This is a genomic window from Streptomyces yokosukanensis, from assembly GCF_001514035.1.
Lineage (GTDB): Bacteria > Actinomycetota > Actinomycetes > Streptomycetales > Streptomycetaceae > Streptomyces > Streptomyces yokosukanensis.
This window is the reverse complement of the sequence record NZ_KQ948282.1, coordinates 1-1,504: the sequence shown is the minus strand read 5'-3', so window position 1 is coordinate 1,504 and position 1,504 is coordinate 1. Positions and strand designations below refer to the sequence as shown.

Here is a 1,504-nt window from a genome sequence, read left to right as displayed (position 1 = left end):
CTAGAGCGTGTCCGGGCGATCTTGTAGCGCCGCGGCGACCAGGTCGTGGATGAGGAACTCCCCGGGTACGCGGTTCGCCTTGAGCCGGGGCAGGTCTTCGGGGCCGAACCAGTCGTAGGCGGTGTGCTTGGACCATTCCAGGGCGGGGTGGTCTAGATCGCCGTCGACCTCGACGAGGTAGTCGGCCTCGTGCCGCAACCCGTCGCCGTCGTCGCCGGTCCAGGTAGTGACGCCGAGCAGGCGCCGGACCCGGCACAGACGCCACCCCGTCTCTTCCCAGACCTCCCGCACGAGCGTGTCCAGCAGGGTCTCGCCGGACTCAACGTGGCCGCCCACGATGTCCCAGCAGTCAGGGAAGAGCCGTCGGTCGGGGCTGCGTTTCTGGGCGAAGGCCCGGCCCTGCTGGTCGAGGATCACCGCGCCCACCGCTCGCCGTCGGCGGTGACGGGCATCTCGATACCGCTGCTGATGACGACATCCGGGTGCTGGTCTGCTGCCATGGCCCCACTGTAGGGGCGTATCCGATCACCGCCCTGCGCGTTGACCGGAGCATGACTGGGCGAGGGGAGCTGTCGGACGGGCAATGGGAGCGGCTTGAGCCGCTGCTGCCCGTGAGCAACGGCCGGTGCGGCCGCTGGCGCGACCACCGGCAGGTGATCAACGGGATACTTCACCGGATACGGACCGGGGTGCCGTGGCGGGACCTGCCAGAACGGTTCGGCCCCTGGAAGACGGCGTATGAGCGCCACCGGCTGTGGTCGGCCGACGGCACCTGGGAGCGCCTGTTCCAGCAGATCCTGGCCGCCGCCGACGCCGAGGGCGGCATCGACTGGGACATCTCGGTGGACTCCACCGTCATGCGTGCCCACCAGGACGCGGCCGGCGCCCGCCGGACACCACTCCCGGCCCCCGGCTCCACAAAGGGGGCACCCGGTCCCGAACGTCAGGACGAGAGGCGGTGGTTGAGCCCGTTGGCCCGCCTGGCGGCGGTGGCGCGGCGGGCGAGGGCCTGGGCCGCTCGCGCGGCGGGTTCAGCACCAAGCTGCATCTGAGCGCGGACGGCTCCTGCCGGCCCCTGTCCCTGGTAGTCACCCCGGGGCAGCGGGCCGACTGCACCCAGTTCGAGCCGGTCATGGAAAAGATCCGGGTACCGCGGACCGGGCCGGGCCGTCCGCGCCGACGCCCGGACAGCGTCAGCGCAGATAAGGCGTACAGCAGCCGTACCATCCGTGCCTACCTGCGCCGTCGCGGAATCCGGCACGTCATCCCAGAGAAGAAGGACCACAAGAATGCCCGCCTACGCCGGGGCTCACGAGGCGGCAGGCCGCCGGGCTTTGATCGCGAACGACACAAAAAGCGCAACACCGTGGAACGGGCCATCAACAAACTGAAGGGGTTCCGGGCCGTCGCCGGCCGCTACGACAAGCGCGACTACGTCTTCCTCGGCACCGTCACCGTCGCATCCCTGGTCATCTGACTTCGCACGTGATCGCCCGGACACGCG

Annotated in this window: 2 protein-coding genes; one reads left to right on the top strand and one right to left on the bottom strand. The window is 70.1% G+C overall.

The window, feature by feature from the left end:
- Entirely contained in the window at window positions 1-417 is a 417-nt protein-coding gene (locus AQI95_RS44165) for an NUDIX hydrolase (RefSeq protein WP_244189130.1), read from the bottom strand.
- Window positions 418-551: 134 nt separating this feature from the next.
- On the opposite strand from AQI95_RS44165, the gene AQI95_RS46185 reads away from it, so the two are divergent.
- Window positions 552-1,477, top strand: a protein-coding gene (locus tag AQI95_RS46185; RefSeq protein WP_425264984.1) for an IS5 family transposase whose coding sequence is annotated in 2 segments (ribosomal slippage) — window positions 552-989 and window positions 992-1,477 — 924 coding nt in all. Because the reading frame shifts where the segments join, the coding sequence is not laid out codon by codon here.
- Window positions 1,478-1,504: the final 27 nt, after the last annotated feature.